Origin of the sequence: Lactobacillus sp. ESL0237, assembly GCF_003692985.1 — a bacterium.
Classification (GTDB): Bacteria; Bacillota; Bacilli; order Lactobacillales; family Lactobacillaceae; genus Lactobacillus; species Lactobacillus bombicola.
In genome coordinates this window covers 238,743-254,397 of record NZ_REHE01000006.1, presented here as the reverse complement: position 1 = coordinate 254,397, position 15,655 = coordinate 238,743, and the positions used below count along the sequence as shown (strand labels likewise).

Here is a 15,655-nt window from a genome sequence, read left to right as displayed (position 1 = left end):
CTTCAAAATGAAGTTGCTTTTAATTAACATTTTTTATTCTTTGTCCAAAAATGGTAAACCAAATCAACAACAGCCTGGGCAAACATTCCCCCAGCCATCCAGTACATCGCCATCATCATTTTATCAGTAAAAGTAAAGTAAGCAGTAATGCCATAGACAATTACCCATAAAATTTTAAAAAATAAATTTTCACACATCATTTGAATAATGCTCCCTTCTATTTACCTTAATTATACCGTTTTTATTAATAAATTAGGGGGCATTTTTAGTTATTTATTCAAAATTTTACGCTACTATCATTTTTTATTGCTTGGAATGTTATTATTTCAAAATGTTTACATACGTAAGCATAATTAAACTTTTTTATCAAAACATAAAACAATTTATCAGAATTATTATAATTTACATGTTATGTAATTTAATTAACCATTTTAACAATATATTAAAACTATTTTAGAGTGATCTTTCTACGAAAAATAATTAGGAATTGTTATAAATATACACGAATTAGGCAGTAAACTTAGTATAATTTTCCCATTTTCAACTAAAATCTGTTCTTTTTGTAATTTAGAATTTTCCCTCAAAAAATCTATTTCTGGCTGTTTAAGGTAGTCTGGTTTACCCATTTCAATCCATTTTTTCATTGGATTGGCATGGCTATCATCGATTCTTTCTAAAATTCCAGCAAAATTTTTCTTGCTTTCAAGTCCTATCTGCACTTTTTCTGTTTTAATTTCTTCACTTGGAACATTGTGATTATATGCAAGTAATTGCAAATCTACGTCATTTCGTACTGCTAAAACCTCTGCAGTTCCCTGATCATTGCCTTGCACACCCAATCGCTTAAAACCTAGCTTATGTAAAATTTCAAAAATACGATAAACGGGCTTTTCAATTCCATCAACAGTTTGCAAACCATAACCACCATGGAATTGACCTAATTTTTGCGATTGCTCTTCAAAAATATCAGTAAAGGTAAAAAATGAATAACCTTCTACCATGCTATCATTATCTGCAATTGTTTTGGCGACCATTGCAGCGGCATATGGTTCATCATGAATCATATCACCTACCATTGCTGAAACATTCCACTCTGTATAATAAATGGGATAGCCCTTGGCTTGCTTGACAGTTTTAGCAGTCATTTCTTTTAAAATGCCACGATGATAATCAGTTTTAGTCTGATCTGAATTTTTAAAAAATTCTTCGATTCCTAGCCCACTTTGCCAAAGTGGATCATCTGTAGGATAATGATGCGTCGTTAAGAAATCTAAAGGAACATTATTAGTTTCACAAAAATCAATCATTTCGGGAATCCATGAATTAAATGATGTTGCAGGACCACCGAATTTAAGATTTTTATCAATTTTTTTCGCTGTTGCAACAGTTATTTGATATAAGTGAAAATAATCTTTTTGTGTTCCAGCAAAAAATAGTGGCAAATTAGGCTCATTCCAAACTTCAAAGAACCACGATTCAACTTCTTCTTTACCATAACGGTCAATAATGTGTTTAATAAATCTTCTAATCAATTCTTCCCATAAGTCATCTGATTTAGGCATGGTATTGTTTCCGCCATACGGAAAAACTCTATTTTCTTTAGATGCAAGGCAAGTTGGCATAAAACTTAACTCTACAAATGGTTTCATACCAATTTTTAGCAAAAAGTCAAAAACCTTGTCAATATTGAGAAAATTATAGGTAATACCCTGTGAATTGCCACTAAAATCAAAATTTTCAATGCAAACACTCATTTCATCATCAAATAAGCCATGAAAACGAACATATTTAAAACCAAGTTCATTATGTGCTTTAATCAACTGTTGGCGATAATCTTCTCTTAATGCAGTATAAGCATGGCAACTACCAACACACGTCTCCCAATAATGTGGGAAAGGAGTTATTTTATTTTCTTCTATTTTAAAATTTAACATTTTTTCCTCTTTTAATCCCATTAATTTATAAACATTTATATAAGCCTAATGATAGATTTGTTTTAATTATTTTTAATTTGTGCTTTCTCTACTCGTGTGCCGAATCTAGTAACAAATAGAATTACTGCCGTAGCAATTGAAATAAAAATCCCTGCAATATAAGAATCATGTCCTGGTTGAATTCTGATTGCTGCTAGCAACATTGGTACTATCATTCCAGCAATAGAACCTAATAAAGTATTAATTGATATAGCAATTGTAAATTGCTTTTGATCAGTCAATAAGGACATCTCATATGGTGCCGTAGCATTAACTAAGACAATCCCAACACCTGAAAAGGCATTTCCAATAATGTGCATTACAATATTGGAAGAAAAAACAATACAGATAAATGATAGTGCAAATGCAATAAATCCCCAGGCAATCGTATCACTTTTGGTAAACTTTCTAATGTAAGTTAATAATGTAGCCGTAATTATTCCACCAATATTCCCTAATGCAGTGACCATTGCTACATAAGCTGTCCCCTTACCTTGTGTTGCCAAAACAATTGATTGATTGGCTAAAAAAGTCATCATCGCTAAAGAAAGCATAAAATTGATAATATAAAGTACATAAACTAGCCCATTAAAATTCTTAAGCAAAGTCCAAAAGCTAATTTTTTCACCATTTTGCCTATTTTTAGCATTAGACAATTTTTTATCTTGGGGTATTAGTAATAGGGCTAAAATAAATACAATTAATGCCAAACCATAAACCCAAAATAAGTTTCTCCAATTAGTACTCCCTAGAACACCACCTAATGCTGTAAAAATCATCATTCCAATATTCGTTACACCAGTTGCCCAACCCATTGCTGTAGCTCTAGCTTCACCAGTGAAATTTTCTTGCAAAAGAACTGGAACAACGTTGGTTATCGTACCTGTACCAAAACCTACTAATATCATACAAGCTAAAATCAAATTTAAACTATTACTATAAAAAGCCGGCACTAATCCTGCAATTCCAACAATTGCTACTGCTAGTAAGCCTAAATTTTTTCTTGTCATTTTAAAGGTAAGATAAGCAAATAATGCAGTTGCAATAATTTGTCCTAATTGAGGAATTGATCCAATCAACTGAACTTTGGATATTGGTTCTTTTGGAAATGATTTAGCAATTGCCGCAATGGCTGACGTTACAGCTGTAGCTAACATTAGCAATAAGTTCATGCATAAAATTCCTATTGCCTTTGGTATCTGTTTTTTATTCATTCAGGTTATCCTCCTTGAATTCGCTTTCAAATTTCATTTAAAGTATATTAGTCGACTTTGAGGATGACCATATTCAAAAAACAGAGCATTTATATCCATTTCCCAGTTTTCAATATTTAAAATCAAAAAGATTAGCAATTGTTTTTGCTAATCTTTTTATTGTTCTGCCTGCGATATTCAGCTGGTGAAATACCAAAATTGAGTTTGAAAATTTTATAAAAATATGAGGGATTTTCATATCCAACACGACTAGAAATTCTCTCAATTGGTGCAGTAGTGTATGTTAAATATTCAGCCGCCACATTGACCCGTTGCAAATGCACTAATTGAATAAAAGTTTTTCCTGTGTGCTTTTTAAGATAGTCAGATAGATAATTAGGATTAAAGCCAAAGCTTTTAGCCATGTCTTGTAATGTAATTTTATTGTAATTCTTTTCAATATAAAGTAAAAGCGACAATAGATTATTTCTTTGTTTATGATAATCTTTTACTTTAATCTCTGCATTAGCAGCTTGCCGAATTAAGCGGGTAAATATAGTTAGCATCTCTAAACGAATTAACTGATTAGACTGAATATCTGGATGATAATATTCTAAAATCACATCATAAATCAAAGTTAATATCTTGGCATCATGATTTATTTCAAACAAACTATACCGCCCCTCGCCGTACTCTTCATTTGAAAGAAGTGAAAATAAAATATTAGAAATATTGGAGCCATTTTCTCTATGACTTAAGTAATCCAATTCGTTTAAAGAAAATGCCGAACTTCGTAGAGCAATATTAACCACTATACCTTCTTTCCCTATTGGCTTAACTCTATGCACAGTTTTATTGCCGACAAAAATCAGGTTATCTTGTTTAACCTTGACTTCTGAATGTTCTAGTACAACTGTACAACTATCTACTAAGGGAATCATAATTTCAACGTAATCATGCATATGGTACGGAATAAATGATTCGGTTGGTTGAACTGAGATACAAATTGAACTACTACTAAGAACCAAATTATCCGAATAAGTATCAAAAAAGCGGTATACAGGCTCCAGACCAATTTTGCCTGCTTTTTTAATTAAACTACCACTTCTTTTTACAGTTGCTAGTACGTCTTGCCATTCTCTCGGCTTATTATCCTTTCTTAGCAACTTAAAAATTTGATTTTCCAATTTAGTATTTCTCCTTTTTCCGAATTAATCAGCTAAACCACTATTTTTATCAAGAAATAAATCTGTGAAATCAACACAAAAATCATGTATTTTAGCAATAGAAGCTGGGTCAAGGCTATATTAAAATAAGAACAAAATTCACTAATATTTATAGCACATGGAGGAAAAATATGACAGACCTATCTAAAAAACCCTATAACTTGTCTGCTACACAAATTAACTTTGTTAAGCAAAAAGTAGCAAGTATGTCAACCGAAGCCAAAATCGGTCAACTTTTCTTTGTCATTGGTGAAGATGAAGAAAACACAGATTTAGCTGCATTTGTAAAAAAATATCAACCCGGCGGAATTATGTACCGTCCTGATGATGCTAAAAAATTACAGCATGAAATAGCAACTTCACAAAATGCAAGTAATATTCCACTTTTAATCGCAGCTAACCTTGAAGCCGGTGGTAATGGACTCATAAATGATGGTACATGGTTTGGCCGCCCATTGCAGATTGCCGCAACCGATGATACTAAAAATGCTTATAACTTAGGCGAAGTTTCTGGTTACGAAGCAAAGCAGGTTGGGAGCAACATGTCATTTGCTCCAATTGTTGATCTTGACCAAAACTTCCGTAATCCAATTATGAACGTTCGCACATATGGCAGTAATAAAGAACGAGTAATTAGAATGTCAGATGCTCAAATTGCTGGGCTAAATGCTAATCACGTAATTCCAGTTGCTAAGCACTTCCCTGGCGATGGTGTCGATGAGCGCGACCAGCACTTGTTAAGTTCGATTAATTCACTTTCCGCTGACGATTGGATGCAGTCTTACGGAGAAATTTATCACCACTTAATTGATAATGGTTTACCAAGTATCATGATTGCTCATATTATGCAACCAGCTTGGGAACGTCGACTTGAGCCAGGAATTGAAGATAAAGACTTAAGACCAGCATCAACTTCTAAGCTTTTAATTAACGGCTTACTTCGGAAAGTTTTGAACTTCAACGGCTTAACGATTACTGATGCAACGCCAATGATTGGTTATAACGCAATAATGAAACGTTCAGAAGCTTTACCAACAACAATCAATGCTGGTATTGACATGATTCTCTTTAACAAAGACATTGACGAAGATTATCAATTTATTACCGCTGCCGTTACTGATGGCACCATTCCGATGGCCCGCATTGATGAAGCAGTAACAAGAATAATTGCAACTAAGGTTGCCCAAGGCGTAATGAATACTGCGGGCGAACTCTGTGAACCTGCAACAAGTAATTTCGACTTAAAATTAGCAGAACACGAGAAGCTTGCGGCTAAAGTTGCTAAAGAATCCATCACTCTGGTTAAGGACCGCGACCAATTATTGCCACTAACGCCAAAGAAATACCCCCGAGTTCGTCTCGTCGTTTTAGGTGATACTGATGATGGTGGCTTTAAAGAAGGCGGTAAAGTAACTACTAAATTTAAAGAAAAACTTGAAGAAAAAGGATTCCAAGTCACTGTTTTTGATCGAAAACACTTAGATTTCCAAGAAGTTTTTGAAGGTGGCGTTCAATTTGAAAAAGATCGCTTTGACCTTGCCTTTTATGTAGCTAATGTTGAAACGGCAAGTAACCAGACTACCACTAGACTAGATTGGATTCACTTGATGGCCGCTGATGCACCATGGTTCATGAAGGATATCCCAACTGTCTTTGTTTCTACTTGCAACCCATACCACCTCTTTGATATTCCGATGGTTTCAACTTACATTAATGCTTATACAGGCAATGAAGTTACGATTGATGCCTTACTGAAAAAAATGATGGGTCAAGAAGAATTTCTTGGTAAAAACCCAGTAGATCCTTTCTGTGGTCGCTTCGATACCCGTCTATAGAAAGAGAGCAGAATAATGATTGAAATTAATCAGATTACAATTAATCATATGACTGAGCCCATTGGCTATGACTTAGATAATCATTTACGGGTTGCCTTTAATCTTACTAATTCTGCAACTATGCAGGACACAAAAAAAAGAATCGTAGTTAAAGCAGATAAAGAAATTTACGATTCAAACTGGCAAGTTTACAAAAATAACTTTTTTGATTTTGCACTTAACTTGCAGCCGAGAACTCGTTACGAATTAACCATTTATGTTAAAAACGCTAACGATGAAAGTAGTAAGCATAGTTTTTTTGAAACCGGTAAAATGGCGGAGCCGTTTACCGCTAGTTGGATTGGCAATAATGATAAAGATATTCAAAACACCTTGCTTGCCAAGAAATTTACACTGACAAAGCCAGTAAAAAGCGCTCGTCTCTACATGACTGGTTTGGGCGTATATGAAGCCTATTTAAATAATGAAAAGGTCGGCAATGAATTACTAGCCCCGGGCACTACCGCATACGATCAATTAATCCAAGTTCAAACTTATGACGTAACTAAACCACTTCAAAAGTCAGCTAATCAAGAATTACTAATTTCACTTGGTGATGGTTGGTATAAAGGTAACTTTGGTTTTGATGGCGGACAAGACAATATCTATGGTAATCGCCAAATGGCGATTGCCGAATTACATGTTCAATACACTGATAATTCAACGGAAATTATTTTAAGTGATGCTTCCTGGAAAACTACTTCAGGTAAAATCACTAAGTCGGCTATCTATTACGGTGAAGATTATGATGATACTCATGTAATAGCTAACTGGCAGCCAGTAACCGTGCTTAATCACTCTAAGGAAATTCTACACGATCGTTTAAGTTTACCTCTTACAATCAATGAGTATCTTCCCGTGAAAGAAATAATTAAGACGCCAGCTGGTGAAACTGTCTTAGATTTCGGCCAAAATCATGCCGGATGGCCAGAATTTTTTAACCGTGAAAATACTGGTACTACCTTTAAATTGGAAGTTGGTGAAATTCTGCAAAATGGTAATTTTTACCGTGATAATTTAAGGGAAGCCCGAGCAGCATTCCATTATACTTCCAATGGTGAACAAAAATGGGTGCGTCCCCACTTCACTTATTATGGCTACCGCTATGTCAAAGTTACTGGCAATACTAAACCACTAACTAAGGCAGATTTTAGATCAGCAGTAATCTATTCAAATATGAAAACTACCGGTGCCATTAAGACAGATAATCCAAAAGTTAACCGCTTGTTAGCTAACGTAATGTGGAGTCAAAAAAGTAATTTCTTTGACGTGCCAACAGATTGTCCGCAACGTGATGAACGTCTTGGGTGGTCTGGTGATGCAGCCATTTTTTCAAGTACAGCCGCTTTAAATATGGATACTTATGCCTTTTTCAAAAAATATGCTAAAGACATGTTAATTGAACAAAAACAGCACACTGGAATGCTTACCATGTATGCCCCAGCAATGGGTAATGACAGTGGCGGGGCCGCTATTTGGGGTGATGCTGCGACTGTCATTCCATGGACAGTTTATGAGGCATACGGAGATCCCGCAATCTTAAGGCAAAATTATCCTAGTATGAAGGCTTGGGTTGACTGGATTAGCCAATCTACCTCAACCCCAAATCTTTGGACAGGTTGCTTCCAATTTGGTGATTGGCTATCACTTGATGGTGAAAATCCAGCAATGCCTACTGGTAAAACTGATGAAGACTTCATTGCCTCCATTTACTATTACTACTCAAGTTCAATCGTTGCTGCCAGCGCAAAAGTCTTAGGTCAGCAAGAAGATGCCCACCAATATGCTGAACAAGCTAAAGCTATTAAACAAGCTATTAGAGCTGAATATATCACGCAAAATGGACGCCTAGCAATTGACACCCAAACGGCTTATGCATTGGCACTACGCTTTGATCTGATTCCCAAAGAGCAAAAAAAGCGCGTTGTAAAAGATTTAGTAACGCGCCTTGGTAAAGATAATAATCATCTAAAGACTGGTTTTGTTGGTACCCCGTTGATTTGTCAAGTATTGTCAGAAAACGGTGAGCATAAACTAGCCATGCAAATTTTTCTAAACGAAGATTTTCCAAGTTGGCTTTATGCCGTTAACCTTGGCGCTACTACCATCTGGGAACGTTGGAACTCCGTTTTACCTGAGGGTTCAATGAATCCTGAGGGAATGAATTCATTAAATCATTACTCAATCGGCGCAATCATGCAGTGGGTTTATCAACAAGTTCTTGGGCTCCATCAACAAGAAAATGGCTACCAAAAAGTTGAATTTGCACCACAATTTGATTATCGGCTTAAGCAGGTTCAAGGTCATTATGAAAGTTCATATGGTGATCTCCAAATTGAATATCAACTTGAAAAAGACGAAAAACATACAATTGAAATTAACTTGACTATTCCATTTGGACAAACAGTAACAGTGAAACTGCCTCGAACTAACGGACAAGTGCAAGTAAACGGTGTCAATAAAGAATTGCCACTAACTCTTAATGGCGGAAAATACACTATTAGCTACCAACCAGTAACTAGTTACATTGAATATTACAATTTGGCAATGCCAGTTAAGCAAATTATGACTGACCCAGAATTAGTGAAAAATTTAGCACCAATCAATAACGTATTTAATTTTTTGCAAGATCCTAAGAATCTGGAGACTTTTGGTGGTAGTTCTTTAACCGAGCTGAACGTAATGCTCCCATTTATCAATATTTCAGATAATGATTTTGCAAAAATCAAAGAAATCATGGTACAAACACCATTAGCAAGTGAAAGGAAGTTCTTAAATGAAAGGCATACTGTTTGATCTTGACGGCGTAATTGCCGATACAGCCGTTTATCACTTTCAGGCATGGCGCAAATTAATTAAAGATCACTTTAACTGCGAATTGCCTGCTGCCTTGGAAAAGCAAACCAAAGGAGTTAGTCGCAATGATTCTTTAACCGCGATTTTAAACTATCTGGATATTAAAGTTAGTGCTGCGGCTTTTCAAGAAATGACTAACGAAAAAAATAAAATCTTTCGCGAATTACTTGCCAGCTTAACACCGCAAAATATTCTGCCAGGGATATCTGATTTAATCGTCCAATTTAAACAACATAATGTTAAATTATCACTAGCCTCAGCCAGTCTTAATGGGCCTAATATTTTAGAAAAACTGCAATTAAATTCCGCTTTTGATGCAATTGCGGATCCCAGCAAAGTGATGGCAGGAAAACCGGCCCCAGATATTTTCCTAGCTGCTGCATCTGCTATCAATGTCGAGCCCCAAGATTGTGTGGGAATTGAAGACTCAATTGCTGGTATTAAAGCAATAAATAGTGCAGGTGCATTTTCTGTTGGCGTTGGTGCCAAAAATGAGCTGGGAGAAGCAAAACTGCTATTTCCAAATACTTCTCATTTAAATTATCAGCAAATCGCTCAAGCTTGGCGAAATTTTAACCAAAATTCAAACTGAACCTACAACTTTTAACTTAAAACTTCAGTTTTTCAATTACTTTATAATTAAATAACAAAAATACTCCTAAGTTACAATCATAGTAACTTAGGAGTATTTTTCGTATAGGTTTGTATTTATTGATTCTATTCACCCAAATAGGCAAATACGACTTTTTCATCATAAAGATGAAATACTTTTTCAAAAACGAACCGACAAATAATCGCTACAAATGTCGGTATAATAAGCCAACAAATCATTGCCATGACCGCATTTATACTAGCTTTACCCGCATTCATTGAGGCAAGCGGACCGACCAGCCCAACCAAGCCAAAACCCGCTGATGCTGGAGTACCATTAATTTGAAATAGGGCAACTGGAATAGCAGAAATAATTGCAGTAATTAACGTCGGTACTAAAATAATTGGGTGTCTAAATAAATTGGGCATCATCATCTTCATTGCTCCTAGCGCAACCGCTATAGTAATACCTGATTTATTAGTGCGCCACGAATGAACTACTAAGACGATAGTGGTTGCAGCTACGCCCATGGCAGCAGCTCCTGCCGACATCCCATTGAGCTGAATTGCCATTCCAATTGCTACAGTTGAAATAGGAGAAATAATTAAAACTGAAAACATACAGGCAATCAAAATGCACATTAAAAGTGGTTGTAAATTTGTAAAGGAATTAATGACCGAACCAAGCCAAGTGGTGATTTTACTGACATAAGGCAAAATTAATAAGCCAAGCCAGCTTACACCACCGCCAATCAAAATTGGGGCAGCAACAATTTTTACAGAACCCATTCGCTCACCCACAAGTAACAGCAGGGCTACCGCTAGGCTAGCAGTAATCATTGTATTAATTAAATCACCTGTGCCAGCAGTAATTAGAGCTCCTGAAGCTTTGGTAGCAGGATTAACAATTTGCGGTACAAATTTAGTTACACCAGAACCAACATAGGCTGCGCCAGCAACAATAGCAACATCTAAAGGAGCCAGTTTAAACTGAATCGCAATTAAAGCACCAATTAAAAGTGGTGTTGTACATTGAAAAATCAACAATGCCTGATTAATTCCTATCGTAATTGTATTTTGCCCAAATAATTTTAAAATAGCGTTAACCACTGCATTAGGAATTAAACCAACAATAATTCCAGTTGCCGTTCCAGCTAAGACATTATTAAAAAAAGTTTTAGCAGATAAATTATTATTTTTGCTCATACTATTCATCTGAGCACTCCTTCGCATATAAATTATCTATCAAATTCACATCAACTGACAAACAAAGTTACTTTTAATTTTTCTCATTTTATTACTCCTTTAAAATTATTATTTAGTATTTTATCATGATAAATTAAAAAGTCTATAATATTATTAAAAAATATTTAATGAAAGTAATAATAATATCATAAAATACCCTCCAAGTTGAAAACTTGGAGGGTATCACTTTATATAAAATATTTTATTAATTTTCAGCGTTAAACCGTGCAGTTAAATCATCATGTAATTCTTCATAACCTGGCTTGTTTAATAAGCCAAACATGTTTCGCTTATATGCCTCAACCCCAGGTTGACTGAATGGATTAATACCATTTAAATAACCTGAAATTGCAATCGCTAATTCAAAGAAGTAAATAAGGTAGCCTAATGTGTGTTCAGTTTGATCAGTAATATTAACCGTCATAACCGGTACACCACCATCAGTATGAGCCAAGACCACACCTTCATATGCTCGTTCATTAACATAATTCAAACTCTTCCCCGCTAAAAAGTTTAATTGATCTAAATTATTCTCGTCTGAAGGAATCGCAACGTCATTAGTCGGATTTTCGACCCTAATTACCGTTTCAAATAAATTGCGCAATCCTTCTTGAATGTATTGGCCAAGTGAATGCAAATCAGTAGTAAAGTTGGCACTTGCTGGCCAAATTCCTTTATTATCTTTACCTTCCGATTCACCCATTAATTGCTTACACCACTCGCTAAACATTCTTAAAGTTGGTTCATAATTCTCAACAATTTCTGTGGTATAACCTTTACGATATAAAATATTACGTAAAGCCGCATATTGGTAAGGACTATCCTTAGTCAAATCGGTATCTTGATAAGCACTTTTTGCATCAGCTGCGCCTTGCATTAATTGATCAATATCAGCACCTGAAACTGCAATTGGCAATAATCCAACAGCTGATAAAACACTAAAACGACCACCAATGTCATCTGGAACAACAAATTCCTCATATCCTTCAGCATCAGCTTCTGTTTTTAGTGCACCTTTAGCACGATCAGTTGTAGCGAAAATTCGTTTAGTTGCTTCTTCTTTACCATACTTAGCAATTAACTTTTCTTTAAAAATTCTAAAGGCAACTGCAGGCTCAGTGGTAGTACCTGACTTAGAGATTACATTAATACTAAAGTCTTTGTCACCAAGCCAAGCAATTAAATCGTGTAAATATGAGCCTGAAAGTGAATTACCACAAAAAACCACAGTTGGGTATTTTTCTTTACCCTTACCGTAAAAAGCGCTATTTAAAAATTCAATCGCTGCTTGAGCGCCAAGGTATGAGCCACCAATACCTATGCAAATTAAAACTTCAGAGTTGTTTTGAATTCTTTGCGCCGCTTGCTTAATTCGATCAAATTCATCTTTATCGTAGTCAACTGGTAAATTAACCCAACCTAAAAAGTCGCTTCCTGCACCAGTGCCTTCTTGTAATTGCTTGTTAGCTGCATCGACCATCGCTTGCATTTCATTTAGTTCGTTGTCATGAACAAAAGGTGTTAACTTTGTACTGTCAAATTTAACTATACTCATATTAAATACGCTTCCCTTACTGATTTAAATATCTATTTCACAAGAATATTTTAGCAATCTTATTTTATAAATACCAGTTCTTTTTAATAGTTTTATAGTTTTGGTTAATTAGATAAATAACCAGTAAATCAAATACCCAATTGCTGCGCCACAACTATTGAAAAATACGTCATCAATATCACTAATACCTGTTCCAAGCAAAAATTGTAAGCTTTCGATAGCAATTGACAGAGTAATTCCTAATAAAAAAATTTGCCTAAAAGTTTGTTTTTTTCTAAATATAATCGGCGCTAAAAATCCAAATGGAATAAAACAAAATATATTTCCCAAAAAATTATAAATAAAATCAATATGACTTTTGGCATATATCAATTTCCATGTTTCGCGTAAGAAGATTAGATTGATATCACTCAGTGGTCGCCTAAAGTTGAATTTTATTTCCCAGGGAAAATAAGTCTTCCGAAATGTTGTTAACATTAATAATAAGATAATATAAAAGGCAAATAACCATATCGCAACTTCGACTTTTATTGATCTCAAGTTGCCAAACAACTTGAGCCATAATAAGCGGATGATAACAAAGAGCAAAAAATAAAAAATAGTCTTATCAAGTGCTACCATGGTAAGCTTAATCAGTGCAAAATGATTTATTTTCATTGCAAAATAATGAACTAATGTGCTGTATAACGGTCCTAAAAAAATCATGTCTCAGTCAATTCCTAAAATTATATCTAACTAGATTATACTCAAATTAAACCAAATAATTCTTAAAAAAGAACTTAACAATGCAGAAAAGATTGTCTAAAAGGGGAGAAACTTTTAAAATAACTAATTAAGGAGAATTAAATTTGAAAAAAAATTATTTAATCAATTTTATCCAGAAGCGTACAGGCTTTTTTTGCTTATTAATCATTTTATATACCCTAAAATATATCTTTGCCATTTATCATGACTTTAATTTGGGACTTGCTGACCCTTATCAACACTTCATCATGTGGCTCAGTCCAATCGGTACTGCAATTATTTTAATTAATATTGGTTTTTACTTTTCTAAACCAATTATGTCTTATTGCATGATGCTTCTAATGGATTTTGCTAATACTGGCTTGCTTTTTGCCAATATTTTAAACTATCGCCAGTTTTCAGATTTTATTACCGTCAAAACTATCATTAATTCTGGAAAAGTTGCCCCAGGTTTAGGAAAAAGTGCAGTAGCACTACTGGAACCAACAGATTTACTACTCTGGTTAGACTTAATTATAGTTATTCTTTTACTAGTAATGCGTAAAATTAAAATTGACCAAAAGTCCTACGACTTGCTCACACCTTTTACCATTACTAGTTTAGGCGCGTTAATCTTAGTCCTAAATATCTTCTTGGCAGAATCATCACGTCCTCGTCTTCTAAGAACCACTTTTGATCGTTCTTACATTGTTAAATATTTAGGAATTGATACCTTCACCGTTTATGATGGCATTAAAAATGAGCAAACTGAACAAGTTAATCGTAACGCAAATACTTCTGACTTAAATAAAATAATTTCTTTTACTAAAAAAAATCAATTGCCTAAAAGCAGTCTATATTTTGGCAAAGAAAAAAATAAAAATGTGATTGTAATTCACCTAGAAAGTTTTCAACAATTCTTAATTGATTTAAAAATTAATGGCAAAGAAGTCACGCCCTTTCTTAATTCAATTTATCATAATCGGCATACGCTTAGTTTTAATAATTTTTATCATCAGGTTGGAATTGGTCGAACTAGTGATGCAGAAAATATGTTGGAAACAAGCACTTATGGCATTTCTGATGGTTCCCTATTCACAGCATTAGGTAGTTCAAATACATTCCAAGCTGCACCTCAAATTTTACGGCAAAATGGCAAATATACATCTGCTGTTTTTCACGGTAATGTTGGCTCATTTTGGAACCGTGATGATGTATACAAAAACATGGGCTATAACTACTTTTTTGATCAAAATTATTTTAGTCATGAAAAAAATGACCATATTGGTTATGGTATTAAAGATAAAGTCATGTTTGCTGAAAGCATAAAGTATCTTGAACGAATGCAGCAGCCCTTTTATACAAAATTCATTACAGTAACCAACCACACACCTTTTGAAATGGATGATGAAGATTTAGATCCTGCTTTTAAAACTGCCCAAACTAATGATAAATCAATTAATAATTATTTTGAAACTGCTCATTATCTGGACCAGGCTGTACGTGAATTTTTTAATTATCTTAAAAAATCAGGTTTAATCAATAAAACAATGGTGGTAATCTACGGCGATCACTATGGTCTTACCAATTCTGAAAATGAAGTTCTTGCCCCAATAATTGGCGAAAGTTCTGATACTTGGAATAATTATAATAATGTGCAAATGCAACGAGTACCGTTTATGATTCATGCAACAAATTTAAAAGGAGGCATACACAACAAAGTGGCTGGTGAAATTGATGTACTACCTACTTTGCTTCATTTATTAGGTATTTCGAATCATGATTACCTTCAATTTGGTAGCGACCTCCTAGCACCAGGTTATAAGCCATGGATTGTATTTCGCAACGGTACAATTATTAGCCAAAAATATATTATTTTAGGTGGTAAAGGAATTAAAGGACCTGTTTATGAACGAGCAACTGGGAAGCAAATAATTAATTTTACTAATCAAGAAAAATCAAAAATTGCACTGCTAACTAAAAAAAGTAAAAATTCATTGAAATACTCTGATTTACTAAACAACCATAACCTATTGCGTTTTTATACTCCTAATGGATTTAAGCCAGTTGAAGTTAATAATTTTAACTACCTAACTAATTTCCAACAAATGGAGGGGCTACTTGAAATACTAGGAACTAAATCTACTGCCCTAATTACTAAAAAGCACAAAACTACTACTAATTTGTATGAAACAGATGCTCCTGAACTTAAAGAGCGACAAGCAGAAATTTCACAGATGCCAGAATCTGTAAGTGGCAATCATCTAACCGAGAAAAATAGTAAATCAAATAAAGACTATAAAAAGTAATTATTACTTAATACTTCTTAAACAAGTTAATTGCAACAAAATAAAAAACTGTTAATTACGTTTTAATATCTTCTGAAACTAAATAGATTCAGAACTTAGGATTATTTAAA

General features: G+C 34.3%; 11 protein-coding genes. 4 read left to right on the top strand and 7 right to left on the bottom strand.

The window, feature by feature from the left end:
* Positions 1-23: 23 nt before the first annotated feature.
* The 4 genes from F5ESL0237_RS08450 to F5ESL0237_RS02785 all read right to left on the bottom strand — a co-directional run bounded on the left by F5ESL0237_RS08450 (position 24) and on the right by F5ESL0237_RS02785 (position 4,353).
* On the bottom strand, positions 24-200 hold the full coding sequence (locus F5ESL0237_RS08450; protein WP_165777851.1) for a hypothetical protein: 177 nt from the start codon (positions 198-200) through the stop codon (positions 24-26).
* A 267-nt stretch (positions 201-467) separates the two neighbouring features.
* On the bottom strand, positions 468-1,934 hold the full coding sequence (locus tag F5ESL0237_RS02795; protein ID WP_122024579.1) for a glycosyl hydrolase: 1,467 nt from the start codon (positions 1,932-1,934) through the stop codon (positions 468-470).
* Between the two features lie 62 nt (positions 1,935-1,996).
* Positions 1,997-3,187, bottom strand: coding sequence for an MFS transporter (locus F5ESL0237_RS02790; protein ID WP_122021535.1), 1,191 nt, complete (start codon positions 3,185-3,187; stop codon positions 1,997-1,999).
* A gap of 131 nt (positions 3,188-3,318) precedes the next feature.
* Positions 3,319-4,353 (bottom strand): AraC family transcriptional regulator, encoded by a 1,035-nt coding sequence (locus tag F5ESL0237_RS02785; RefSeq protein ID WP_122024578.1) that lies wholly within the window; start codon positions 4,351-4,353, stop codon positions 3,319-3,321.
* A 170-nt stretch (positions 4,354-4,523) separates the two neighbouring features.
* On the opposite strand from F5ESL0237_RS02785, the gene F5ESL0237_RS02780 reads away from it, so the two are divergent.
* The 3 genes from F5ESL0237_RS02780 to pgmB are packed head-to-tail and all read left to right on the top strand — an operon-like array spanning position 4,524 to position 9,714.
* Complete coding sequence (locus tag F5ESL0237_RS02780; RefSeq protein WP_122024577.1) at positions 4,524-6,227, top strand: glycoside hydrolase family 3 protein; 1,704 nt, start codon at positions 4,524-4,526, stop codon at positions 6,225-6,227.
* Between the two features lie 18 nt (positions 6,228-6,245).
* Positions 6,246-9,062 (top strand): alpha-L-rhamnosidase, encoded by a 2,817-nt coding sequence (locus tag F5ESL0237_RS02775; RefSeq protein WP_122024602.1) that lies wholly within the window; start codon positions 6,246-6,248, stop codon positions 9,060-9,062.
* Positions 9,043-9,714 carry a beta-phosphoglucomutase gene (pgmB, locus tag F5ESL0237_RS02770; RefSeq protein WP_122024576.1) on the top strand — a complete coding sequence of 224 codons (672 nt, stop codon included), beginning with the start codon at positions 9,043-9,045 and terminating at the stop codon, positions 9,712-9,714. Before F5ESL0237_RS02775 ends, pgmB begins: the two co-directional genes overlap by 20 nt.
* A gap of 125 nt (positions 9,715-9,839) precedes the next feature.
* On the opposite strand, the gene F5ESL0237_RS02765 is transcribed toward pgmB, so the two are convergent.
* The 3 genes from F5ESL0237_RS02765 to F5ESL0237_RS02755 all read right to left on the bottom strand — a co-directional run bounded on the left by F5ESL0237_RS02765 (position 9,840) and on the right by F5ESL0237_RS02755 (position 13,218).
* Positions 9,840-10,919 (bottom strand): PTS sugar transporter subunit IIC, encoded by a 1,080-nt coding sequence (locus tag F5ESL0237_RS02765; RefSeq protein WP_122024601.1) that lies wholly within the window; start codon positions 10,917-10,919, stop codon positions 9,840-9,842.
* A gap of 244 nt (positions 10,920-11,163) precedes the next feature.
* Entirely contained in the window at positions 11,164-12,513 is a 1,350-nt protein-coding gene (locus tag F5ESL0237_RS02760) for a glucose-6-phosphate isomerase (RefSeq protein WP_122024575.1), read from the bottom strand.
* Positions 12,514-12,621: 108 nt separating this feature from the next.
* On the bottom strand, positions 12,622-13,218 hold the full coding sequence (locus F5ESL0237_RS02755) for a VanZ family protein (protein ID WP_122021530.1): 597 nt from the start codon (positions 13,216-13,218) through the stop codon (positions 12,622-12,624).
* 143 nt (positions 13,219-13,361) lie between these two features.
* Here F5ESL0237_RS02755 and F5ESL0237_RS02750 point away from each other — a divergent pair, with 143 nt between their 5' ends.
* Complete coding sequence (locus F5ESL0237_RS02750; RefSeq protein ID WP_122024574.1) at positions 13,362-15,545, top strand: LTA synthase family protein; 2,184 nt, start codon at positions 13,362-13,364, stop codon at positions 15,543-15,545.
* Positions 15,546-15,655 lie beyond the last annotated feature (110 nt).